This window comes from Paraburkholderia sp. CNPSo 3274 (assembly GCF_024206475.1).
In the GTDB taxonomy this organism is placed as follows: Bacteria; Pseudomonadota; Gammaproteobacteria; order Burkholderiales; family Burkholderiaceae; genus Paraburkholderia.
The window spans coordinates 135,641-155,277 of the sequence record NZ_JAMBPR010000006.1 but is presented as its reverse complement, the minus strand read 5'-3'; the positions used below and the strand labels follow the sequence as shown (position 1 = coordinate 155,277).

20 protein-coding genes and 2 tRNA genes are annotated in these 19,637 nt (G+C 65.6%); 7 read left to right on the top strand and 15 right to left on the bottom strand.

What is annotated here, in order from left to right:
• Nucleotides 1-247 precede the first annotated feature (247 nt).
• Nucleotides 248-1,966 carry a ubiquinone-dependent pyruvate dehydrogenase gene (gene poxB, locus M3I54_RS06015; RefSeq protein ID WP_254333855.1) on the top strand — a complete coding sequence of 573 codons (1,719 nt, stop codon included), beginning with the start codon at nucleotides 248-250 and terminating at the stop codon, nucleotides 1,964-1,966.
• Nucleotides 1,967-1,987: 21 nt separating this feature from the next.
• On the opposite strand, the gene M3I54_RS06010 is transcribed toward poxB, so the two are convergent.
• The 3 genes from M3I54_RS06010 to hemN form a co-directional block, all read right to left on the bottom strand.
• Nucleotides 1,988-2,209: a hypothetical protein gene (locus M3I54_RS06010; RefSeq protein WP_254333854.1), complete on the bottom strand. Its 222-nt coding sequence runs from the start codon at nucleotides 2,207-2,209 to the stop codon at nucleotides 1,988-1,990.
• 196 nt (nucleotides 2,210-2,405) lie between these two features.
• Nucleotides 2,406-2,490, bottom strand: a tRNA-Leu gene (locus M3I54_RS06005).
• A gap of 130 nt (nucleotides 2,491-2,620) precedes the next feature.
• Nucleotides 2,621-4,006 carry an oxygen-independent coproporphyrinogen III oxidase gene (gene hemN / locus M3I54_RS06000; protein ID WP_254333853.1) on the bottom strand — a complete coding sequence of 462 codons (1,386 nt, stop codon included), beginning with the start codon at nucleotides 4,004-4,006 and terminating at the stop codon, nucleotides 2,621-2,623.
• A 221-nt stretch (nucleotides 4,007-4,227) separates the two neighbouring features.
• Between hemN and M3I54_RS05995 the strand changes: the two genes are divergently transcribed.
• From M3I54_RS05995 to M3I54_RS05985, 3 genes are all read left to right on the top strand, one after another.
• The gene (locus tag M3I54_RS05995) at nucleotides 4,228-4,533 is read left to right on the top strand and encodes a YkgJ family cysteine cluster protein (RefSeq protein ID WP_254333852.1); all 306 of its coding nucleotides are present in this window, start codon (nucleotides 4,228-4,230) and stop codon (nucleotides 4,531-4,533) included.
• Between the two features lie 80 nt (nucleotides 4,534-4,613).
• The gene (locus M3I54_RS05990) at nucleotides 4,614-5,201 is read left to right on the top strand and encodes a DUF1439 domain-containing protein (protein WP_375542097.1); all 588 of its coding nucleotides are present in this window, start codon (nucleotides 4,614-4,616) and stop codon (nucleotides 5,199-5,201) included.
• Nucleotides 5,202-5,289: 88 nt separating this feature from the next.
• Nucleotides 5,290-6,144: an undecaprenyl-diphosphate phosphatase gene (locus M3I54_RS05985; protein WP_254333851.1), complete on the top strand. Its 855-nt coding sequence runs from the start codon at nucleotides 5,290-5,292 to the stop codon at nucleotides 6,142-6,144.
• Nucleotides 6,145-6,202: 58 nt separating this feature from the next.
• Here M3I54_RS05985 and trmB read toward each other — a convergent pair whose 3' ends face one another.
• From trmB to M3I54_RS05965, 4 genes are all read right to left on the bottom strand, one after another.
• Nucleotides 6,203-6,985, bottom strand: coding sequence for a tRNA (guanosine(46)-N7)-methyltransferase TrmB (gene trmB, locus M3I54_RS05980; protein WP_254333849.1), 783 nt, complete (start codon nucleotides 6,983-6,985; stop codon nucleotides 6,203-6,205).
• Nucleotides 6,986-7,413: 428 nt separating this feature from the next.
• Nucleotides 7,414-7,488 (bottom strand) — tRNA-Gly (locus tag M3I54_RS05975).
• 96 nt (nucleotides 7,489-7,584) lie between these two features.
• Nucleotides 7,585-8,148 carry a YggT family protein gene (locus M3I54_RS05970; RefSeq protein WP_254333846.1) on the bottom strand — a complete coding sequence of 188 codons (564 nt, stop codon included), beginning with the start codon at nucleotides 8,146-8,148 and terminating at the stop codon, nucleotides 7,585-7,587.
• 105 nt (nucleotides 8,149-8,253) lie between these two features.
• The gene (locus M3I54_RS05965) at nucleotides 8,254-8,574 is read right to left on the bottom strand and encodes an EthD family reductase (RefSeq protein ID WP_254333844.1); all 321 of its coding nucleotides are present in this window, start codon (nucleotides 8,572-8,574) and stop codon (nucleotides 8,254-8,256) included.
• Nucleotides 8,575-9,164: 590 nt separating this feature from the next.
• Here M3I54_RS05965 and M3I54_RS05960 point away from each other — a divergent pair.
• Entirely contained in the window at nucleotides 9,165-9,326 is a 162-nt protein-coding gene (locus M3I54_RS05960; protein ID WP_165822777.1) for a hypothetical protein, read from the top strand.
• A gap of 146 nt (nucleotides 9,327-9,472) precedes the next feature.
• On the opposite strand, the gene M3I54_RS05955 is transcribed toward M3I54_RS05960, so the two are convergent.
• A complete protein-coding gene (locus tag M3I54_RS05955; protein ID WP_254333842.1) occupies nucleotides 9,473-9,775 on the bottom strand; it encodes a hypothetical protein in 303 nt (100 codons plus the stop codon).
• Between M3I54_RS05955 and M3I54_RS05950 the strand changes: the two genes are divergently transcribed.
• Nucleotides 9,753-10,061 (top strand): hypothetical protein, encoded by a 309-nt coding sequence (locus tag M3I54_RS05950; protein ID WP_254333840.1) that lies wholly within the window; start codon nucleotides 9,753-9,755, stop codon nucleotides 10,059-10,061. The genes M3I54_RS05955 and M3I54_RS05950 overlap by 23 nt on opposite strands.
• A gap of 124 nt (nucleotides 10,062-10,185) precedes the next feature.
• Here the strand turns inward: M3I54_RS05950 and M3I54_RS05945 are convergent, their stop codons facing one another.
• The 3 genes from M3I54_RS05945 to M3I54_RS05935 form a co-directional block, all read right to left on the bottom strand.
• Entirely contained in the window at nucleotides 10,186-10,860 is a 675-nt protein-coding gene (locus M3I54_RS05945; RefSeq protein ID WP_254333838.1) for a LysE family translocator, read from the bottom strand.
• 91 nt (nucleotides 10,861-10,951) lie between these two features.
• The gene (locus M3I54_RS05940; RefSeq protein ID WP_375542098.1) at nucleotides 10,952-12,418 is read right to left on the bottom strand and encodes an NAD-dependent succinate-semialdehyde dehydrogenase; all 1,467 of its coding nucleotides are present in this window, start codon (nucleotides 12,416-12,418) and stop codon (nucleotides 10,952-10,954) included.
• Between the two features lie 139 nt (nucleotides 12,419-12,557).
• Nucleotides 12,558-14,135, bottom strand: a complete 1,578-nt coding sequence (locus M3I54_RS05935; protein ID WP_254333834.1) for a UbiD family decarboxylase — start codon at nucleotides 14,133-14,135, stop codon at nucleotides 12,558-12,560.
• 641 nt (nucleotides 14,136-14,776) lie between these two features.
• On the opposite strand from M3I54_RS05935, the gene M3I54_RS05930 reads away from it, so the two are divergent.
• Nucleotides 14,777-16,006 (top strand): transglycosylase SLT domain-containing protein, encoded by a 1,230-nt coding sequence (locus M3I54_RS05930; protein ID WP_254333832.1) that lies wholly within the window; start codon nucleotides 14,777-14,779, stop codon nucleotides 16,004-16,006.
• Between the two features lie 75 nt (nucleotides 16,007-16,081).
• On the opposite strand, the gene M3I54_RS05925 is transcribed toward M3I54_RS05930, so the two are convergent.
• The 4 genes from M3I54_RS05925 to ribBA all read right to left on the bottom strand — a co-directional run bounded on the left by M3I54_RS05925 (nucleotide 16,082) and on the right by ribBA (nucleotide 19,530).
• Nucleotides 16,082-17,275 carry a pyridoxal phosphate-dependent aminotransferase gene (locus M3I54_RS05925; protein WP_254333830.1) on the bottom strand — a complete coding sequence of 398 codons (1,194 nt, stop codon included), beginning with the start codon at nucleotides 17,273-17,275 and terminating at the stop codon, nucleotides 16,082-16,084.
• 84 nt (nucleotides 17,276-17,359) lie between these two features.
• On the bottom strand, nucleotides 17,360-17,794 hold the full coding sequence (gene nusB / locus M3I54_RS05920) for a transcription antitermination factor NusB (protein WP_254333828.1): 435 nt from the start codon (nucleotides 17,792-17,794) through the stop codon (nucleotides 17,360-17,362).
• Entirely contained in the window at nucleotides 17,791-18,306 is a 516-nt protein-coding gene (ribH, locus tag M3I54_RS05915) for a 6,7-dimethyl-8-ribityllumazine synthase (protein ID WP_112171437.1), read from the bottom strand. The genes nusB and ribH overlap by 4 nt, the downstream gene beginning before the upstream one ends.
• 57 nt (nucleotides 18,307-18,363) lie before the next feature.
• A complete protein-coding gene (gene ribBA / locus M3I54_RS05910) occupies nucleotides 18,364-19,530 on the bottom strand; it encodes a bifunctional 3,4-dihydroxy-2-butanone-4-phosphate synthase/GTP cyclohydrolase II (RefSeq protein ID WP_254333826.1) in 1,167 nt (388 codons plus the stop codon).
• Nucleotides 19,531-19,637 lie beyond the last annotated feature (107 nt).

The window sequence follows — 19,637 nt, the reverse complement described above, 5'->3', positions numbered from 1 at the left end:
GCGAACAGCGTAGAGCCGGCTATTTTATCCGTGGCGACGTGGTCCGCGCCGCCGTGCCCGCCGCCTGTCCGCTTCGCACGGCTTGACCGCGTATTTCGGGCGGATGGCGTAACGTAGCGCAAGGTATTGGCAGGTCCGGCCGGGTTGCAGGGCCTGGACGCCTGAATAGTCGACCCCCAATTTTCTTCTCGCGCAGCGCCCGGCCTCGGAGCGCGCGCTGCGCCATACGGCTCACGTGGAGAACACCATGGCGAAGACAATAGCGGATCATTTGGCGAAAACGCTCGAGGCAGTCGGCGTCGAGCGCATCTGGGGCGTGACCGGCGACAGCCTGAACGGGTTGTCGGCGAGCCTGCGCAAGCTCGGCACGATCCGCTGGATGCACACGCGGCACGAGGAAGTCGCCGCCTTTGCGGCGGGCGCGGAAGCCGCGGCAACCGGCCGGCTCGCGGTGTGCGCGGGCAGTTGCGGGCCTGGCAATCTGCATCTCATCAACGGTCTCTACGACTGCCATCGCAACCGCTCGCCGGTGCTCGCGATCGCGGCGCACATTCCGTCGACGGAAATCGGCCTCGGCTATTTCCAGGAGACGCACCCGACCGAACTCTTCCGCGAGTGCAGCCATTACGTGGAACTGGTGACGAACGCATCGCAGTTCCCGCGCGTGCTCGACACCGCGTTGCGCACCGCGATCGACCAGAAGGGCGTCGCCGTGATCGTGCTGCCCGGCGACGTGGCGCTTCTGGACTCGTCTGATGAGGAGCCGGCATGGGCCCAGGCGGCGCGTCCGGCGACCCTGCCTTCGTCGGCGGATATTGACCGGCTCGCCGTGCTGCTGAATCGCTCCGAGGCGGTGACGCTGCTGTGCGGCAGCGGTTGCAAGGGCTCGCATGACGAAGTGGTGGCCTTCGCGGACGCGCTCGGCGCGCCGACGGTGCATGCGCTGCGCGGCAAGCAGTACGTCGAATGGGATAACCCATACGACGTGGGCATGACCGGGCTGATCGGCTTCAGCTCGGGCTACCACGCGATGATGTCGTGCGACACGCTCGTCATGCTCGGCACCGACTTCCCGTATCGCAACTTCTATCCGCAGCACGCGAATATCGTGCAGATCGACCGCGACGCGGCCGCGCTCGGCAAACGCGCGCCGCTCACGCTCGGGCTCATCGGTGACGTACGCGAAACGTTGCGCGCGCTCACGCCGAAGCTCACGCGCAAGACCGACCGGCGCTTCATCGAGCATGCGCGCGAGCACTATGCGAGCGCCCGCAAGGGACTCGACGAACTTGCGCGCCCGGCAGCCGCTGGCAAGCCGCTGCATCCGCAGTATGTGGTGTCGCGGCTCGACGCGATCGCCGAGGATGATGCGATCTTCGCGGTCGACGTTGGCACGCCCACGCTCTGGGCCGCGCGCTACCTGACGATGAACGGCCGGCGCCGCTTGCACGGCTCGTTCAACCACGGCTCGATGGCGAACGCCATGCCGCAGGCGCTCGGCGCGCAGGCAGCGCACGCCGGGCGCCAGGTGGTCTCGCTCTCCGGCGACGGCGGCCTTTCGATGCTGCTCGGCGACATTCTCACGGCGCGTCAGCTCGATTTGCCGATCAAGATCGTTGTCCTGAATAATAGCTCGCTCGGTTTTGTTGCAATGGAGATGAAGGCCGGCGGCTACATGGAGACGGGCACCGATCTTGCGGCCACCAACTTCGCAGAAATCGCGAAAGGCGCGGGCCTCTTCAGCGTGCGCGTGGAGACGTCTGAAGCGCTCGATGAGGCGTTGCGCGCGGCGTTCTCGCACGCAGGGCCGGCGCTCGTCGACGTGGTGACGACGAAGCACGAACTGGCCATGCCGCCGAAGCTGCAGTGGGCGCAAGCGAAAGGGTTCAGCCTCTATATGCTGCGCGCGGTGCTGAGCGGGCGCGGAGACGAGGTGGTGGAGTTGGCGCAGACGAATTTGCGCTGAGGCTCGTGCGGCAGACCTGCGTCAGTCAGTGATCGAGACGCAGGTGCTGTCCTCTGGCCAGGTGCGAAATTCATCGACCCGGCCCGCGCGCACGTCGAGCAGCAACCGGTCTAGCGCTTCGAGGCTGGCGGATCGGTCTGCGCTTGAGCGGATCAACGTTGCGGCGGTGCGTCCGGTGACGGACTCGTGGGCCTCGATGAGGATGCGTATGGCTTCCTCTCGCGTCATGAAAATGCGGTCCATCGTACGCTCCCGGTTTGCTGTCTCAATAACTTCGACAACGATAGCAGCGGGGCGCGGCACGCCGTGCGACATCCGCGGGACGCTTGATCTTCGTCCAAAGAAGGGCACGTCGGATTCAAGCCGGCAACAAAAAACCCGCGAAGCCTTAAGCTTTCGCGGGTTTCAGGATTCCGGCGGCAATTGCCGGAAAGCATTCTGGTGCCTCGGGCCGGAATCGAACCGGCACTCCTTTCGGAACCGGATTTTGAGTCCGGCGCGTCTACCAATTTCACCACCGAGGCGTGTTTTTGCGTGCATTTGCGTGCTTTTGCGTGTTTCTCGCATCCGAGCGCAAACATGCAAGCGCTCGAAGTAGCCGGAGATTATGACGCAAATCGGCCGCCCAGGCAACTACGCGGCGGCGGCAAGCCGTCAAATCGTCCGCGAGAACCGTTCGGGCTGTTGTGCGCCAAGATAGCGGTCAAACACCATCGCGATATTGCGCACCAGCATGCGCCCAGCGGGCAGCACCTCGAGGCGGTCGGCGCTGCGCGCAACGAGCCCGTCGCGTTCGAACTCGCGCAGCCGTTCGAGTTCGGCCGCGAAGGTCGCCGGAAAACGCACACCGTAGGCGGCCTCGAACTCGTCGTAACGCAGTTCGAGATTGCACATGAGTTCCGTGATGATGTCGCGGCGCAGACGGTCATCGGCGGTGAGGCGCACGCCTTTCGCGGTCGCGAGCTTGCCCGCGCCAATGGCCGCGCCGTAGCCGATCAGGTCCTTCGCGTTCTGCGCGTAGACGTCGCCGACCTTGCCGATCGCCGAGGCGCCAAAGCCGATCAGGTCGCAATCGGCGCGCGTGCTGTAGCCCTGAAAATTGCGGTGCAGCGTGCGCTGCGCCTGGGCGCGCGCGAGTTCGTCGGTGGGCAGTGCGAAATGATCCATGCCGATGTAGACGTAGCCCGCCTCGCTGAGCTGCTCGATCACGAGCCTCAGCAGCGCCATGCGCTCCGCGGGCGTGGGCAAGGTGGCTTCGTCCATCTGACGCTGCATCTTGAACAGATGCGGCATGTGCGCGTAGCCGAACACCGAGATGCGATCGGGCGCGAGCAGCAACATCGTCTCGAGCGTGCGGCCGAATGTTTTGACGTTCTGGTGCGGCAAACCGTAGATCAGATCGACACTGATCGATTCGAAGCCGTTCGCGCGCGCGGCGTTCATGACGTCGACGGTCAGCTCGAGCGGCTGGATGCGGTTGACCGCCTTCTGCACGACCGGATCGAAGTCCTGAACGCCCAGGCTCAGCCGGTTGAAGCCGAGCGAACGCAAATGCGCAATGGTCTGTGCCGTGGCTTCGCGCGGGTCGATCTCGATCGAGTATTCGCCGGTGTCGTCGGGCTGCAGCGCGAAGTGTTCGCGCGTGGCGGCCATGAGCGCGCTCATTTCGTCCAGCGAGAGAAAGGTGGGCGTGCCGCCGCCCCAATGCAGCTGCGAAACGGGGCGCTTCGTGTCGAAGAGCGCGGCCTGCAACTCCACTTCGCGGATCAACTGCGCGAGATAGGGTTTCGCGCGGCCGCGGTTCTTCGTGATGACCTTGTTGCAGCCGCAATAGAAACAGACGGTGTCGCAGAACGGAATGTGGAAGTACAGCGAGAGGTCGGTTTCGCTTGCGCCCGGATCGGCCGCCGCGCGCATGTAGTCGGCGGGATCAAAGTCGTCGCGGAATTGCAGGGCGGTGGGGTAGGACGTGTAGCGCGGGCCGTTGGCGCCATATTTGGCAAGCAGGTCGGGGCGAAAGAGCAGGTCGGCGTCGCTCATGCAAGGCTCACTGGGAAGGGCGGCGCTTGGGTGGGCAGCGTCCGGCGCCGCGGAACGCCACGCACAGATGGCCTGTCCCTTGTCCTACAGCGCCAGATGGACAAAGTGTACGAGCGAGTAGGAAGAAGCGATTGTGTAAAAAGGTCGCATGCGGGCGATGGCACAATGCGTCTGGTCCGTCGCCGCGCGGACACCATTTCTCAGCGTTCCAGGAAGCCGAAGTGAGTACCGTTTTTCCCGCCGATGCCTCAGTGCACGCCTGTCGTCCCGGTTGCGGCGCGTGCTGCATTGCGCCGTCCATTACGAGCCCGATTCCGGGCATGCCGCAAGGCAAGCCGGCCGGCGCGCGTTGCGTTCAACTCGGCGAGGACCTGCGCTGCATGATCTTCGGCTCACCGTTGCGGCCGGCGTGCTGCTCGGGGCTGCAGCCGCAGCCCGAGATGTGCGGGGCGTCGCGTGAGGAGGCCATCGTCTGGCTTACGCGTCTCGAGGCGCAAACCCAGCCGCAATCGCCAGCCGCGCGCTGAATCCCGCGCAAACTGCGTCGGCCAGGCGCTATGCGCCAGAATGACAGCGCGCCAATCCCGGCCTGACAAGGAGATTTCGCATGGCCCACACCGCAACGCGCGTTTCCCGGCGCGCCTTCCTGTTCACAGCCTGCGCTGCGGCGGGGACGGCGATGTCGCTCGGCGCGTGTGCGACGGGGATTTTCCCGTTCATTCCCGATCACTACACGTTTTCGCAGCAGCAGCTGCAGGACGCGGTGCAGCGCAAGTTTCCCTATCACCGCTCGATGCAGCAGATTTTCGACGTCTCGCTCACGAACCCTGTCGTGACGCTGCAGCCCGATCGCAATCGCGTGGCCGTGCGGCTCGACGCGCACCTCGAAAGCCCTTTGATGCAGCAGCCGGTGAGCGGCGCGTTCACGGTGTCGAGCGAACTCGCCTACGACAGCGCGAGCCGCGCCGTGGTGCTGCGCTCGCCTTCGGTCGATGGCGTCGACATGGCGGGCAACGCCGCCGCTTACGCGCCGCAGGTGAGCGCGGTCGCCGCGCTCGTCGCCACCCAGTTGCTCAACAATTACCCCGTCTATACGTTCAAGCCCGACCAGCTCCAATTTGCCGGTGTCAACTACGAACCCGGTACAATCACCATCCTTACAAACGGCATACGCGTGCAGATCGTCGAGAAGTAAGCAGACGAAACGCCAGCGCACGCGGCCGGCGTCGGTCGCGTGGCGCGGCGTGCGCCGTCCCGACACTCAAAGAAGAGGGATAAAAGGGATGGACTGGATTTTGACCTGCAAGGCCTTGATTCTCGGCATCGTCGAAGGGCTGACCGAATTTCTGCCCGTTTCGAGTACGGGGCATCTGATCGTCGCCGGCAGCGTGCTAAATTTCGACGGCGAGTATGCGAAGACCTTCTACGTGGTGATCCAGTTTGGCGCGATTCTCGCCGTATGCTGGGAGTTCCGGCGCAAAATTGGCGAGGTGGTCGTAGGGTTGCCCTCGCGGCCCGATGCGCGGCGCTTCACGCTCAACGTGATCGTCGCCACCATTCCGGCAGTCGTGCTCGGACTGATGTTCGAGAAGGCGATCAAGTCGGTTCTCTTCGCGCCGGTGCCGGTAGCGTTCGCGCTCGTTGGCGGCGGCCTCGTCATCCTGTGGGTCGAAAATCGCCTGCGCGGCCCGAAGGAACTACCGGTCGCCGCGCAGCGCGGCGCGCGCGTGAACTCGATTGACGAGATCACGCCGCTCGACGCATTCAAGGTGGGCTGCGCGCAGTGCTTCGCTCTGATTCCGGGCATGTCGCGTTCGGGCTCGACCATCATCGGCGCGATGCTGTTCGGCCTCGAGCGGCGCGTCGCGACTGAGTTCTCGTTCTTTCTTGCGATTCCCGTGATCTTTGGCGCGACCGTTTATGAGCTTTACAAGAGCTGGCACGAGCTTTCCGTGGACTGGCTCGGGCTCTTCGGCATCGGCTTCGTCGCCGCGTTCGTCAGCGCGTTCGCGTGTGTGCGCTGGCTGCTGCGCTTCGTGGCTTCACACGATTTCACCGCCTTCGCCTGGTACCGGATCGCTTTCGGTCTCGTGATCCTGCTGTTCGGCTATGGCGGCGGGCTAGGCTGGGACGACTAAAAACGCAACGGGCGCCGTTTGACATCACGGCGCCCGTTTTTCTATACGGTTTTCAGTTTCAGTCCGCGCGGCGGCGGAACACGAGATCCCACACACCGTGACCGAGCCGCAGGCCGCGGCGCTCGAACTTCGTCACCGGGCGGTAGTCGGGGCGCGGCGCGTAGTCGGCGGCCGTATTCTCGAGCGCGGGCTCCGCGCTGAGCACTTCGAGCATCTGCTCGGCGTAGTTCTGCCAGTCGGTCGCGCAATGCAGGTACGCACCCGGCTTCATGCGCGAGACGAGATGTGCGACGAACTTCGGCTGAATCAGGCGGCGCTTGTGATGGCGGGCCTTGTGCCACGGATCGGGGAAGAAGATGTGCACGCCGTCGAGGCTCGCCGGCGCGATCATGTGCTCGAGCACTTCCACGGCGTCGTGCTGGATGATGCGGATGTTCTCCAGATTCTGCTCGCCGATCAGCTTCAGCAGCGCGCCAACGCCAGGCTCGTGGACCTCGACGCCGAGGAAGTCGTCTTCGCGGCGCAACGCGGCGATTTCCGCCGTGCTCGCGCCCATCCCGAAACCGATCTCCAGGATGCGCGGTGCGTGCCGTTCAAACACGGCGTCCCAGTCGGCGGCTTCGGGGGCGTAGGGCACGACGAAGCGCGGACCGAACTCGTCGAGCGCGCGGCGCTGGCCGGTCGAGACGCGGCCGGCGCGGGTCACGAAGCTGCGGATGCGGCGGTGGTGCAGCGCGTCGCCGGCGCCGGCCTCGGATTGCGCGTTTATGTCGGAGGCGGCGTCTTGTGCGTCTGACGGCGCGCAGTCAGGACGGGCGGCGTCGTTGGGATCGTGATTCATCTTCGCGGGTGGGTGTGAGAGCGGCGGATGTCGCGGCTGTCGATAATAGGGGCGGGCTGCGCCTTCGGCTCGGTGCGGGGCATCTCGGGCTGTGCGGGGCCACGCAGTGCTGGGGGCTACGCGGGCCGGCGTGGCCGGACGCCTTGAGGGCCGCTTTGGCGTTCGCCGGAATCGGCGATGGCCTTCGGCCCGACAGGCGGGCGCGGCGCGCTGGAAGCCCAGCGGCTCCGAAGCCGTCGCGCATTATATCAGCGCGCTCGCACGGCTCTGGCGGCGCGGCGGGGCCGCAGCGCTCCGAGGAGCGCCAGGGTGCATTGTGCAACGGAGGAATTCAGGTCGTGCCCGGCATGTGCCGGTCGGGCATGGCGTCCCGGGAGGGGTGCCGTTCGAAAGCCCTGGCCTCGAAGAGAGGTCGGCAAAAACCGACGTGGAGCGGGCGATGGGAATCGAACCCACGTCATCAGCTTGGGAAGCTGAGGTAATGGCCATTATACGACGCCCGCAGAGCGCGCTATTTTACGCGGTTTTGGCCTTCTTGCGCAATGACGCGGCGCGCTGAGCGCGCCGCCGGATGAACCAGACCGTGCGCCGATGCGTTCTCAAATCCCAAACAGCGTGAGCGAAACAGCCGCACGCGTGACCACCATCAGCAGCACCTGCACGATGACGAACAGCAGAATCGGCGAGAGGTCGAGGCCGCCCAGGTTCGGCAGGATACGGCGCAGCGGGTTGAGGAACGGCGCCGTCAGCTGGAAGAGCACGGGCATCGCCGCCGAGCGCGGATTGAGCCACGAGAGCAGCGCCATCAGGATCGTCAGCCAGATCAGCAGGTTGAGCGCCCATTTCACGAGCGTGAGCACGGCAACGATGAGAAGCGTCGGCAAAAGACCCAATGGGTCCACGCCCGCGATCCATACCATCAGCAGCACGTAGGCAATGGCCGCGACCAGCGCGGCGACCACACTCGCCCAGTCGATGCCGCGCACGCCGGGAATCACGTGCCGCAGCGGCAGCACCAGCCAGTTGGTGACCTGCTGGATCGCGTGGGTCACGGGGTTGTATGGCGGCACACGCACGAACTGGAGCCAGGCGCGCAGCAGCAGGGCGGCGCCGAACAGCGTGAAGACCGTATTGAGCAGAAAGCGGGCGATATCGCCGAACATCGGTGTTGTTTCCTTCTTATGTTGGGTGGCGGCGCGCTTGGCGTGTGGCGGCCGATAAAAGGTCATGCCGGGGTCCGCTCGCCCCGTTCAACCGCGCGGAGCACGTCAGACGGACAGCTTGACCTCGCTGATCAGAATGGTGCCATTTCCGCCGTCGGTGTAGTTGGGAATGTCGTCGACGAGTGTGTCGGCATTCGGCTGAAACGCCGCGTAGAACGCATCTACCGTCTCGAACAGGAAGTGTCCGGCCGCGACGTACGGCGGCGGCGTGCCCGGCGGCCCGGCATTGATGCCGATGTCGACCGACCAGCCCTTGAGCGACGCGCCAAAGAGCTTCGCCGCGAGCGGCATGTGGTGCGTGCAGTAGTACCCGGTGTCGAAACGCCCGTTCTCGCGATACGGATAGAGGATGCTGACCTTGATCATTATGCGTGCTCGTCGGTGAGTCCCATGGGCGGCGTTGCGATGCGCGCGCCGTCGCCACATTACCACGGCTCACGCCTCGCCAGTATCCGCGATCGACGCTGGCGCGAAGGCCCGGCGCGCGGCGGCGGCCGCTGCTTTTGGCGTGCGCGCCGCGCAAAATGGCTGCGCTCACGGCAGGCTTTTCCGCGAACGGCTACAGTGTTTCCGACAGACCGTGCCAGTCAGGCGCTTCACGGCCCGAGTGTTGCGTCGGGGCCGCGCCGGCTCCCGAAATGTTCGCTTTCGTACCGATTACGCGTGGACGGTGCGACTACAAATGGCAGTGATGGGCGCGACGTCGCGCCAGTGGTCTACGCGGCACGATTTCTGCGGGTGGCTGGCGGCGCATCTATGCGCAGCAACTCAAACCCAGCATGGGGAGGCCGCAACCAACAGTGCGCTGCGCATATACGGCGCTCGTGAGGCTATCTCGCAACACTGCAATTTTTGTCGCGGAATCTGAGCACAATATTTTTAATCGTTTCGGTTTCGTTGTTGCAGTCGTGCAATTGGGTTTGTTCCTGTCGGTAGTCCGATTCGGGGAGTTCACCATGAGCATCTTCGCTTACCGAAAGCATCTGCGGTTCCTCACGCCCTTCCAACGCCGCCGCTGGTGGGATCAGAAGAAGCGCCTGACGCCGCGCGTGCGCATCAGCGGCGCCTACGTGCCACCGAACGTCACGCGCGAGTTCACCTACGTGAAAGTCGGATAGCGGAGAGTTTGCTTAACGTGGCCGGCGGTTGTGCGCCGCCGGCTGGTCGGATGAGATGCCCGGTCCCAGGACCGGGCATCGTCGTTTACACCTCGCCGCGCATGGCGGTAGCGGTCCGAGCGTAGTCCCGGTCAACCAATTTGTAATCAAACATTACCGGGAGACTTGCCTCGCGATGCCCTCGCGCAGGTAACAATGACAGCGCCCTGGTTTTTGTAACGAATGGCGTCGTGATCGGGCGCATGCACGGCGTTTTTTCGCGGCAGCCGCGCCCACCGGGCTTGACGCGCTATTAAGCGCACCCCAAACAGGATTGCAATTCGAAACAAATGGCTACCAATGACGGCCGCCGTTTTCGATACATTGAATCTGTGGGCAGTGCCCGTTATATGCGCGTCGCCGCTGGCGGCCGCCAGGAGAAGAGAAGTGAAAAAGACCGTATCGTTCATCGTTGCCGCCGCGCTGGGTATGGGGTTCGTCAGCGCGGCCCAGGCGCACGTCTCGGTGGGTATCGGCATTGGCATTCCGGTTGCGCCGGCTTATCCCGTCTATGCTGCGCCGGTCTACGCACCGCCGCCCCCGCCCGTGGTCTATGCGCCGCCGCCGGTGGTGTACGCGCCGCCGCCTGCCGTCGTCGTAGGCGGCTACGGTGGTTACGGCTACTACGGCCGTCCGTACTGGCATCACGGCTACTACGGCCACGGTTACTACGGCCGCGGCTACTACCGTCGTTGAGCGTGACGGGCGGCGCCCGCCGCCCGGCTGCAGGTTTCACGAACGGCGCAACGCTGGCTCAAGCCGCGTTGCGCTGTTTGTTTTTGGCGTTCGCTTTCACCGCGTGCGCGGCGTCTGCCACGGACTACGTCGCGCCCGCACCCTGCAGGATCAGATCGCGATAGCCGTGCACGATCACGCTGTACGAGAAGTACGCGAACAGCAACGCCGAGAGCACGTGGCAGGCGCGTAGCAGGCCGGTGCCGGCGCGTTTGCGGCCATGGCTGGCCAGTCCGCAAAGAAACAAGGTCCAGCCGAGCCCGCCCGCAAAAAAGCCCAGCAGAAAGAGCGAGGCCGCGCCAGCGCTCGTCGCCCCCGACTTTGCGATGAGCGCGCCGCCGACAGCCGCAAACCACAGAATCGCACTCGGCGACGAGAGCGCGAGCAGCACGCCGCGCCCGAAGCTGCGCCACGGGTTGGGCAGCGGCGCGGCGTTATCGGCTTCGCCTTCCACGGGCGGCGCCGACGCCGGATTGAGCGCTTCGCGCGCCATCTTCCAGGTGAGCATGAGCAGCAGGGCGGAGCCGCCGATCCAGACGATCCAGTGCACGGCCGAAAACTGCAGCAGCGCGGCCATGCCCGCAAGCGCGAGCGCGGCGTAGATCAGGTCGCCGAAACACGAACCGAGCCCAAGCCAGAAGCCCGGGCGGAAGCCGTGCGTGAGCGTGAGCGAGATGATGGCGACGTTGACGAGACCGATGTCGAGGCAAAGCGAAAGCGACAGAAAAAAGCCGTCGGAAAGCAGGGAAACGTGAGACATGAAAACGATTTCTTGTTGGTATGGACTTCGCGCCGCGTACGCCCGCCTGTGAGAAACGGGCGTCGCGGCTCAAACCTGGTTCACGCGTGATTCAAACGCCGATGCACAGATACTTCAGTTCGACATATTCGTCGATGCCGTACTTCGAACCCTCGCGCCCGAGACCCGACTGCTTCACGCCGCCAAACGGCGCGACCTCATTCGAAATGAGTCCGGTGTTGACCCCGACCATGCCGTACTCGAGCGCTTCCGCCACGCGCCAGACGCGGCCGATGTCGCGGCTATAGAAGTACGAGGCGAGGCCGAATTCGGTGTCGTTGGCGAGGCCGATCACTTCGGCTTCGTCGCTGAAGCGGAATACCGCCGCGACTGGGCCGAAGGTTTCCTCGCGCGCGATCAGCATGTCGCGCGTGACGTCGGCGAGCACGGTGGGCTCGACGTAGCGCCCCGAGCTGACCTTGCCGCCCGCCACGAGCTTCGCGCCCTGGGCGGTCGCATCGCTGATGTGCTGCGCAACCTTGGCGACGGCTGCGTCGTCGATCAAGGGCCCCTGGTTCACGCCATCATCGAAGCCATTGCCCACCTTGATATTGCGCGTGGCGGCGGCGAGCTTCTCGACGAAAGCGTCGTACACCTTGTCGTCCACATAGAAGCGGTTCGTGCAGACGCAGGTTTGGCCCGCGTTGCGATACTTCGAGATCATCGCGCCTTCCACGGCGGCGTCGAGATCGGCGTCGTCGAACACGATGAAGGGGGCGTGGCCACCCAGTTCGAGGGCGATTTTCTTCACCGTCGGCGCGCACTGCTGCATGAGGATGCGGCCCACCGGCGTCGATCCCGTGAACGAGAGATGGCGCACGACGTCGCTCTCGCATAGGGCTTTGCCGATTTCGATGGAGTTCGCCGAGTCGGCGGTGACCACGTTGAACACGCCCTTGGGCACGCCCGCGCGCTGCGCCAGTTCGGCGAGCGCGAGCGCGCAAAGCGGCGTTTGCTCGGCGGGCTTCACGACGATCGTGCAGCCCGCGGCGATGGCCGGTGCGACCTTGCGCGTGATCATCGCGATCGGGAAATTCCAGGGGGTGATCGAGGCGCACACGCCGATGGGCTGCTTGAGCACGACGAGCTTGCGGTCACTGGCGGGGCTCGCGAGCACGTCGCCGTTCACACGCTTGGCCTCTTCGGCAAACCATTCCAGGAAGGACGCGCCATATATCACTTCGCCGCGAGCCTCGGCGAGCGGCTTGCCTTGCTCGGCGGTCATGATCGCGGCGAGGTCGTCGGCATGCTCGATCACGAGGTCGAACCAGCGCCGCAGCACGGCTGCGCGCTCCTTGCCCGTCTTCGCGCGCCACGCGGGGAGCGCGGCGTTCGCGGCGGCGATGGCGCGATGCGCCTCGTCGGCGCCAAAGTCGGGCACGCTCGCGATCTCTGCGTTGTCGGCGGGGTCGAGCACGGCAAAGGTGGCCGCACCGCCGCTCCATTCACCGTCGATGTACGCGCGGGTCTTGAAGAGGGCGGGATCGTTCAGTTGCGTCAGGCGCTCCGATGCGGGCATCATCCTCGAGTCTCCTCAGGTTCACTGGCGCCGCGGCTCATGCCATGCACGAGGCGTGACGCGGTAAGCGCGGCGTCGCGAAAAGGCGTCGCGTATGAATCGGCCGGCGTGGCGCCCGAGGGCACTGCGCCGGGTCGCGCTAGCTGCGGCTAAAGCCGAGCTCATCGTAGAGACGGTCGACGCGCGTCTTCACGGCCGCGTCCATCTCAATGGCGCGGCCCCATTCGCGGTCCGTCTCGCCAGGCCACTTGTTGGTGGCGTCGAGCCCCATTTTCGAGCCGAGGCCGGCCACCGGCGAAGCGAAGTCGAGATAGTCGATCGGCGTGTTCTCGACGAGCACGGTGTCGCGCGCCGGATCGATCCGCGTGGTGATCGCCCAGATCACCTCCTTCCAGTCGCGGATGTCCACATCATCGTCGACCACGACAATGAACTTTGTATACATGAACTGGCGCAGGAAGCTCCATACCCCGAACATCACGCGTTTTGCGTGCCCGGGGTAGCTCTTCTTCATCTGCACGATCGCCATGCGGTAGCTGCACCCCTCGGGCGGTAGATAGAAGTCGGTGATCTCGGGAAACTGCTTCTGCAAGAGCGGCACGAACACTTCGTTGAGCGCCACGCCGAGCACCGCGGGCTCGTCGGGCGGCTTGCCCGTGTAAGTCGAATGGTAGATCGCATCGCGGCGCATGGTGATGCGCTCGACCGTGAACACGGGAAACCATTCCTGTTCGTTGTAGTAGCCCGTGTGGTCGCCGTAGGGGCCTTCGAGCGCATGTTCGTACGCGGCGCTCGCGCCTTTGGCGGGGCGCGGCGGCGCGCCAGCGGGCGCCGGGCCGGGCTCGCCCGCCTGCGGGTAGATGAAGCCCTCGAGCACGATCTCGGCGCGGGCGGGCACCTGGAGCGTGTCGACGCCGGGCGTCAGGCACTTCGCGAGCTCGGTGCGGGCGCCGCGCAACAGGCCTGCGAACTGGTATTCGGAGAGCGTGTCGGGCACCGGCGTGACGGCGCCGAGGATCGTCGCGGGGTCGGCGCCGAGCACGACGGCCACCGGGTACGGCTTGCCGGGGTTCTTCAGTGCGAACTCGCGGAAGTCGAGCGCGCCGCCGCGATGCGCGAGCCAGCGCATGATGAGCTTGTTGCGGCCGATGAGTTGCTGGCGGTAGATGCCGAGATTCTGGCGCGTCTTGTTGGGGCCGCGCGTGACGGTCAGGCCCCAGGTGACGAGCGGGCCGGCGTCGCCGGGCCAGCAGGTCTGGATCGGCAGCTTCGCGAGATCGACATCGTTGCCTTCCCAGACGATCTCCTGGCAGGGCGGCGCGCTCACGGTCCTGGGCGCCATGTCCCAGACGGCTTTGGCGAGCGTGAGGAGCTTGCCCGCGTCCTTCAGGCCGCGCGGCGGCTCGGGCTCCTTGAGCGCCGAGAGCAGGCGCCCCACGTCGCGCAGCGAATCGAGCGCTGCGCCGTCACCGCCGCTTTCTGGCGCGTCGATGCCCATGCCGAGCGCGACGCGCCGGGGCGTGCCGAACAGATTGCCGAGCACGGGGAACGCGTGCGTCGAACGGTTCTCAAAGAGTAGGGCCGGGCCGCCGGCGCGCAGAACGCGGTCGCACAGCTCGGTCATTTCCAGCACCGGAGAGACAGCTTGCGGGACGCGGCGCAATTCGCCGAGCGTCTCCAGGCGACCAACGAAGTCGCGCAGGTCTTTGTATTTCATCGGGAACCAATCGTGGCCAACACGGGTGGCCGGCTTGGGGGCCGCATGGGCAGCGGCACGGATTCCGCGGCCGCCGTATCAGATGTATCAGACGTATCAAGACGTATCAGACATCTGGCCGGGGAGACGCGGCTAACGATTGTCGATTTTACCTGCGTTGGCTAGCGCACGCTGGGTGCCAATCTGCATAAGCGCCCGCAGACGCGCGTACGACGCGGATTTCGCCGGATTGAACAGTGTTTATCATTACTATTGGTTATGTTTTTTGGATTCTATAGTATTGACGATCTATAAAACGCTGCTAGAATCCGTCGACATTGGTTGCTGGTTTTGAAATTTTTAGCCACCTTCCCGGTCCTTCAGACGCAACGCGTCGCCGTTTAGCCGCATCCCTGCACGGCTGTCCACGGTTTAGATTGGCTGTTCTCGTCAGCGCCCCTTCGCGCTGACTTTTCGCGTGAGAACTCCGTGCGCGCACACTGCGTGCCTCGTCGTACAAAAGGAGTTCCACCCACGGCGACTTGCCGTTTTCCCGACGCCGCTGCCGCACCAGCCAGGGCGCGCGGTGTCTTGATCCTGCGATTGGCCGTCTGCTTCGCGCCGACCCTCCCGCTGGATCATGCAACATGGGAGATCTGTAGATGAATACCTGGTTATCGTGGTGGCGCGCCGACGAGCGTGGAGCTCTTGGCCTGCGCGCGTTGCTGCGTCTTGGCACGCGCCTAAGCCATCACCTGTTCAGCATTGTTGGCGGCTGTGCCGTTCTGCTCGCGGTTGCCGTCTGGCTGCTGCCCACGTGGCGCATCACGCTCGCTGCACGCGTGATGCCCTTCGTCTCGGCGGCGGTGCAGGCCGGCCCGGCACGTCTGCTGCAAGGCAACCCGCTGCCCTCGTTCGCGCCCCCCGGTGTGGCGAACAATGACGACAACGCCGACGGCGCGATGCTGCCTACGGCGCTCGCGCCCGCTGCTGGTGCCGCTGGTGGAATCGACCCTGCCGGCGCCACGGGCATTTCGCCCGCGGGCTCGAGCGGCACGGTCGCGAAGGTCGCGACCTCGGTGTCGAACGGCGGTATCGCGACGCTCGACGCCGTGACGCTCAACGGCCTCGATCCGCGTGCGCTGCCCACCAGCGTCGGCTCGTTGGCGCGCATGATTCCGCCCCAGCGCATTACGCCCGACGCACGCGATGACCGCGTGCTCGTCTCGGCGCGCGAGCAGGCCGTCGTTGCCACCTATCTTGCGCGCCGCTACCGTGTGGCGCAGGAGCCGGTTGGTGAACTCGTGAAAGCGGCGTTCGACACCGGCCGTGAAGTGGGGCTCGATCCGCTGCTGCTGCTCGCCGTGATGGCGATCGAATCGGGCTTCAACCCGTACGCCGAAAGCGGCGTGGGCGCGCAGGGCCTCATGCAGGTCATGTCGAAGGTGCATTCGGACAAGTTCCAGTACTTCGGCGGCCAGCGCGCGGCGCTCGATCCGCTTGCGAACATCAAGGTCGGCGCGCTGGTGCTCAAGGATTGCATCGCGCGCGGCGGTTCGCTGCCGGGCGGCCTGCGTCTCTACGTCGGTTCGAGTTCGCCCGACGACGGCGGCTACGGCGCCAAGGTGATGGCCGAGCGCGGGCGTCTGCGCGATGTCGCACGCGGCCGCAACGTGCCGATCAACGCGCCGCAGGCGCCTGTCACCAGCACGGCCAGCACGCCTGCGTCGCAGAAGGTGGCGAGCGTCAACGGCGAGAAGCGCGTGCACGTGACGCTCGACAGCGCCCACGCGATGGTCGAGAAGTCGTCTGCGAACGGCGGCTCCGATCAGGACGACGCCAGTACCAGCACGACGGCTCAGAAACACGCTTCGTCCGAACTGGGTGCTTGAGCATCTAGCTGAGAGACCGGACAAAACGAAAAAGGCACCCTCGGGTGCCTTTTTCTATTTCTCGACCACTGCGGATCAGCGCCCGAAGAACGTATGGAGCCGGTCGACCGCTTCCTCCAGGCGCTCGTACGCCGTGGCATACGAGAGCCGCACGTACTGGCGCGGCGCAGCGACGCCAAAGTCCATGCCGGGCACCATCACCGTGCCCGCGTCGTGCAGCATCGCGCGGGTGAGCGCGTCGCTGTCGCCGGCGGCGGGGTGCGTGACGTTCGAACAGTCGGCGTAGACGTAGAAAGCGCCGTCGGGCATCACGGGCACCGTGAAGCCGAGCGACTCGAGGGCTGGCGCGATGAAGTCGCGGCGGCGTTTGAATTCGAGCCGACGCCCTTCGTAGAGTTTCAGCGTGTCCGGCTCGAAGCACGCGAGGGCGGCATGCTGCGCGAGCGCCGACGCGCAGATGAACAGGTTCTGCGCGAGCTTTTCGAATGCGCCGACCAGCGAGGGCGGCACCACGAGCCAGCCCAGACGCCAGCCGGTCATGTTGAAGTACTTCGAGAAGCTGTTGACGGTCACCACGTCGTCGCCGAACGACAGCGCGGAGACGGGCGGCGTGTCGTACGACAGGCCTTGATAGATTTCGTCCACGATCGTGAAGCCGCCGCGCGAGCGCACGCTTTGCACGATGCGCTTAAGTTCGTCGGGCTCGATCGAGGTGCCGGTGGGGTTCGACGGCGAGGCGAGCAGCACGCCGCGCGTGCGCGGCGACCACAGGCGCTCGACATCGGCGGCGGTGAGCTGGAAGCGCGCCTCCGGGCCGCTCGGCACGAGCACCGGCTTGCCTTCCGCGGCGGCCACGAAGTGGCGGTTGCACGGATAGCAGGGGTCGGGCATCAGCACTTCGTCGTCCCGGTCGACGAGCGCGGTGCAGGCGAGCAGGAGCGCCGCCGAGGCGCCGGCCGTCACGACGATGCGCGCGGGGTCGACCGTGAGGCCGTACGCGTGCTGGTAGTGCGCGGCGATCGCCTCGCGCAGCGCGTGGATGCCGAGCGCGCTCGTGTATTGGGTGACGCCGCGGCGCAGCGCGGCGGCCGCGGCCTCGACTACGGGCTCGGGCGCCGTGAAGTCCGGCTCGCCGATGCCCATGTGGATGATGTCGCGTCCAGCGTGTTCGAGCTTCGCGGCTTCCTTCGCCAGTTCCATGACGTAGAAAGGCTGGATCTCGTCGACGCGCGCGGCTAGCCGCAGCAGCGGTTCGGCAACGGTGTTCATGCGGGTCTTTCCAGTACTGACAGATCACGCGGCGCGCGGGGCAGGGCGCTCAGGCGCACCCGCTTGCCCCGGCGGCTCGCGTTCTTACGACTTGCGGGCGTTTTGCGCTTCGGTGGCGCGCAATTGCGCCGCGAGCTTGTCGAGCACGCCGTTCACGTACTTGTAGCCGTCCGAGCCGCCGAAGGTCTTCGTGAGCTCGACCGCCTCGTTGATCACGACGCGGTACGGAATGTCGACGTGATGCTTGAACTCGTAGGTCGCGACGAGCAACACCGCGCGTTCGACGGGCGAAAGCTGCTCGATCGGACGGTCGAGGCACGGCGTGATGGAGGCGGACAGTTCGTCCGACTCGCGGATGACGCCGTGCAGGAGCGCGTCCAGATGCTCGTGATCGGCCTTGTCGTAGCCCTGCGAACCGCGCAGCTGCGCATCGATCTCGCCGGCGGGCACACCCGACAGCAGCCACTGATACAACCCCTGCGTGGCCAGTTCGCGGGAGCGGCGGCGCGCGCTCTTCATTGCTGTTCCTCTTCGTCTTCCTCGTCCTCTTCGTCGTCGTCGCCGCCGTCGAGCTGTTCCAATGCCACCGTCAGGTTCGCCATTTCCACGGCGACACGCGCGGCGTCACGACCCTTCTCGGTCATGCGGGCCACGGCCTGCTCGTCGTTCTCGGTGGTGAGCACGGCGTTCGCGATGGGCACGTTGAAGTCGAGCGAGACGCGCGAGATGCCCGAGCCGCTTTCGTTCGAGACGAGCTCGAAGTGGTACGTCTCGCCGCGCACGACCGCGCCGAGCGCGATCAGGGCGTCGAACTGACCGCTTTCGGCGAGCTTTTGCAGCGCCAGCGGGATTTCGAGTGCGCCCGGCACGGTGACGAGCAGCACGTCTTCGCCCGTCACGCCCAGGCGTTCGAGTTCTTCGATGCAGGCGTCGGCGAGGCCGTTGCAGACGGGTTCGTTAAAGCGCGACTGGACGATGCCGATGCGCAGTCCGTCGCCGTCGAGGTTCGGTTGGTATTGTCCGATTTCCATGTGGTGTCCGTAAGTTCGGTTGAGCGTGGTGACGCGTGAAAAGAGCGCGATGCGACTTCAGGCGCGCGACGAGGCAGGGTCAGCGGCTTCTGGCGGGCAGGGCGCTTCCGCGTTGCCGCCAGGCATCGGCACGAAGCCGGTGACCTCGAGACCGTAGCCCGACATGCTGCCGAGGCGGCGAGGCTTCGAGAGCACCTGCATGCGGCCCACGCCGAGCTCGCGAAGGATCTGCGCGCCGATGCCGTAGGTCTTGAAGTCCACTGGCCGACGGGCGAGCGCCTCCGCGCGCTCTTTCTGGTCGAACGCCTTGAAGACGTCGATCAGGTGTTCCTTGGGTTCGCCGCAGTTGAGCATGACGATCACGCCCACGTCGCGCGAGGCGATCTCGCGCATGGCGGCGTCAAGCGTCCACGAGTGCGTGGACGAGCCCGTTTCGAGCAGATCCAGCACCGAGAGCGGTTCGTGCACGCGCACGGGCGTATCGACGCCGGGCTTCGGCGTGCCGCGCACGAGTGCGATGTGCGGCGTGCGCGTGGGGTGATCGACGTACATGATCGCGCGGAACTGGCCGTGCGCGGTTTGCATGGTGCGTTCGGCCACTCGCTCGACGATCGATTCGGTGCGGCTGCGGTAGTGGATCAGGTCGGCGATGGTGCCGACCTTCAGGCCGTGCTCCTGCGCGAACTCCATGAGGTCGGGCAGGCGCGCCATCGTGCCGTCGTCCTTGATGACCTCGCAGATCACCGAGGCCGGCGTGAGGCCGGCAAGCGCCGTGAAGTCGCAGCCCGCTTCGGTGTGGCCCGCGCGCACGAGCACGCCGCCTGGCTGCGCCATGATCGGGAAGACGTGGCCGGGCTGCACGATGTGCTCGGCGCGCGCGTCGTGCGCGACGGCTGCCTGGATCGTGCGAGCGCGGTCGGCGGCGGAAATGCCGGTCGTGACGCCTTCGGCGGCCTCGATGCTGACCGTGAACGCCGTGCCGTACTGCGTGCCGTTGCGGTAGGTCATGAGCGGCAGGTTGAGCAGCTTGCAGCGCTCCGTGGTGAGCGTAAGGCAGATCAGCCCGCGGCCGTATTTCGCCATGAAGTTGATGGCTTCAGGCGTGACGAACTCCGCAGCGATGACGAGGTCGCCCTCGTTTTCCCGGTCTTCTTCGTCGACGAGGATGACCATCTTGCCGGCTTTGAGCTCGGCGATGATCTCAGGGGTGGAGGCGAGCGTCATGTTGGGATTCTGGCTGGAAAGGCCACATTTTACGCCACGCGGGCGGGCGCGTCGCCCAGAACGCGGGAGGGCGCAGCGCCTTTTGCTCTGCGGCCCTGTGTTCCGGC

What these genes read in the sequence shown, in the direction of transcription:
- M3I54_RS05925 (WP_254333830.1), bottom strand. Translation starts at nt 17,275, where the DNA reads ATGAACACCGTTGCCGAACCGCTGCTGCGGCTAGCCGCGCGCGTCGAC.
- ribH (WP_112171437.1), bottom strand. Translation starts at nt 18,306, where the DNA reads ATGGAAATCGGACAATACCAACCGAACCTCGACGGCGACGGACTGCGC.
- ribBA (WP_254333826.1), bottom strand. Translation starts at nt 19,530, where the DNA reads ATGACGCTCGCCTCCACCCCTGAGATCATCGCCGAGCTCAAAGCCGGC.
- poxB (WP_254333855.1), top strand. Translation starts at nt 248, where the DNA reads ATGGCGAAGACAATAGCGGATCATTTGGCGAAAACGCTCGAGGCAGTC.
- M3I54_RS05930 (WP_254333832.1), top strand. Translation starts at nt 14,777, where the DNA reads ATGAATACCTGGTTATCGTGGTGGCGCGCCGACGAGCGTGGAGCTCTT.
- M3I54_RS05945 (WP_254333838.1), bottom strand. Translation starts at nt 10,860, where the DNA reads ATGTCTCACGTTTCCCTGCTTTCCGACGGCTTTTTTCTGTCGCTTTCG.
- M3I54_RS05970 (WP_254333846.1), bottom strand. Translation starts at nt 8,148, where the DNA reads ATGTTCGGCGATATCGCCCGCTTTCTGCTCAATACGGTCTTCACGCTG.
- M3I54_RS05990 (WP_375542097.1), top strand. Translation starts at nt 4,614, where the DNA reads ATGGCCCACACCGCAACGCGCGTTTCCCGGCGCGCCTTCCTGTTCACA.
- M3I54_RS05935 (WP_254333834.1), bottom strand. Translation starts at nt 14,135, where the DNA reads ATGAAATACAAAGACCTGCGCGACTTCGTTGGTCGCCTGGAGACGCTC.
- M3I54_RS05985 (WP_254333851.1), top strand. Translation starts at nt 5,290, where the DNA reads ATGGACTGGATTTTGACCTGCAAGGCCTTGATTCTCGGCATCGTCGAA.
- M3I54_RS05955 (WP_254333842.1), bottom strand. Translation starts at nt 9,775, where the DNA reads ATGAACGATACGGTCTTTTTCACTTCTCTTCTCCTGGCGGCCGCCAGC.
- hemN (WP_254333853.1), bottom strand. Translation starts at nt 4,006, where the DNA reads ATGAGCGACGCCGACCTGCTCTTTCGCCCCGACCTGCTTGCCAAATAT.
- M3I54_RS05965 (WP_254333844.1), bottom strand. Translation starts at nt 8,574, where the DNA reads ATGATCAAGGTCAGCATCCTCTATCCGTATCGCGAGAACGGGCGTTTC.
- M3I54_RS05960 (WP_165822777.1), top strand. Translation starts at nt 9,165, where the DNA reads ATGAGCATCTTCGCTTACCGAAAGCATCTGCGGTTCCTCACGCCCTTC.
- nusB (WP_254333828.1), bottom strand. Translation starts at nt 17,794, where the DNA reads ATGAAGAGCGCGCGCCGCCGCTCCCGCGAACTGGCCACGCAGGGGTTG.
- M3I54_RS06010 (WP_254333854.1), bottom strand. Translation starts at nt 2,209, where the DNA reads ATGGACCGCATTTTCATGACGCGAGAGGAAGCCATACGCATCCTCATC.
- M3I54_RS05940 (WP_375542098.1), bottom strand. Translation starts at nt 12,418, where the DNA reads ATGCCCGCATCGGAGCGCCTGACGCAACTGAACGATCCCGCCCTCTTC.
- trmB (WP_254333849.1), bottom strand. Translation starts at nt 6,985, where the DNA reads ATGAATCACGATCCCAACGACGCCGCCCGTCCTGACTGCGCGCCGTCA.